Annotated in this window: 2 protein-coding genes; both read right to left on the bottom strand. The window is 52.4% G+C overall.

The genetic code is table 11. The annotated features are described in order from the left end of the window. Positions 1-127: 127 nt before the first annotated feature. A complete protein-coding gene (locus KIT10_16310) occupies positions 128-658 on the bottom strand; it encodes a CNP1-like family protein (GenBank protein ID MCW5900822.1) in 531 nt (176 codons plus the stop codon). A gap of 55 nt (positions 659-713) precedes the next feature. Next, positions 714-1,190, bottom strand: coding sequence for a CBS domain-containing protein (locus tag KIT10_16305; protein MCW5900821.1), 477 nt, complete (start codon positions 1,188-1,190; stop codon positions 714-716). Positions 1,191-1,483 lie beyond the last annotated feature (293 nt).

The following is a 1,483-nucleotide window of genomic DNA, read 5'->3' as shown; positions in this document are numbered from 1 at the left end:
TATACTGCGCCCGGGTGCGAACACGGCACGCAAGGCCTTGTCGAATTCGAGAATCAGTCTATCCATCTCTCACCATATCCGCTTGTGCGACAGGAATACAAAACCCATGTACGTTTGCAAGTTGCGATTACTTCGTCAGCGGGTGTCCTCCTTGCCTCAGGGCATCCGCCCCCTCGCCAGGAGAAAATATCACTACGCCCCTCGGGCAAAAATACTCATTAAACAAGGTTGCCTGATACGAACCGCGGCGGACTGCCCTCCAGTGTTCATTTCTGGACTTTCCCCAAGTTCCGTCTGAATGTCCAAAAGCATAGAGCCTGAATTCTTTGGTAGCACAGCGAAGCCCCTCATAGCTGAGGTTGAGGACGCCATTTGGCGTTTTCACTGCTGCCGCATAGCGGACGACCCCGTCTGCGGCAATACTGATGGTCTGGGGCGCAATATAGTATTTGTTCGAGGAGGCGACACTGACATAGTATTCGACAAGACTCTCCATCTTGGGAATCTCTGGCAGCACTGCCTTGGTCTCAACCCAGACTTTTTCCTCTTCGTAATACTCGCCGTACTTTTTGTCTCCGTAGAATTCCGCCCACACCACTTTGGGCACAAAGATCAAAACGACGACGGTAACAAGCTTGATCGCCTTCCAACCGGGCATTCCGCATCACTCCATCCAATTCGGAAAGCAATGATACTCCGCACTGTCGAGTCTTTCAGTGGGCGATGACAGCCTCTATCTCAGCAAAGGTGGATGCGATCAAAGTGGAACTGATCGTTACGCCCAACTGCTGGGAAATTTGAGTCGTGGAGAAAATTCCTCTCACCATCTGTCGGCCCGACATGTCTTCTTCGGCGACAAGGGCATGCTGTCGGCCTGCCCACTGCAATGTGGCCACCACATGCCCCACTTCGGCTGCACGGACGTCCTTCATGTCGAGCACCTCCAATCGATCACGCGGTGTCATGATGTCCCGCACTTTTACTTCCTCGTGAAGAACGCCACGATCTCGCACAACCTGCATCGGCTTCTCGCCAAGAATGTCAGTCGAAGTGATTATCCCCAGAATGCATCGTTTCTCGTCGGCCACCAGCAACGACCTGACAGTATTTCGTGCCATGGCTTTGTCTGCCGAAACAAGTGTAGCGTCCGGACCAATGGTAACGACCTGAACATGCTTAAGATCGGTCATCACATCAGTGGCAGGCGAGTCAAGGGTAACCTTATTCCCGGGTTGCACCTCGGCTTGATAGTAACTAGCGCAACGTTCTAGTCTGACTTGGCGGAGCGTTTTATATTGTTCGCGAATCATGCTTCCCCTCCTTTCTGTTTGCGTGGCAGGACATCGAAGAAAGCGCGCCTCTACGGGCGCTGCATTTCATTGTCGGCACAAATTGGGGGAAGTGAAAATGGAAACTGCAGATTACGTCATTAGCCGACTGAATCGGCCGCCACTCAACCTAATAATGCAGAGCGTCGAAAGGA

The sequence above is a fragment of the Flavobacteriales bacterium genome, assembly GCA_026129465.1.
Lineage (GTDB): Bacteria > Bacteroidota > Bacteroidia > Flavobacteriales_F > PHOS-HE28 > PHOS-HE28.
This window is presented reverse-complemented; position numbering and strand designations above follow the sequence as displayed.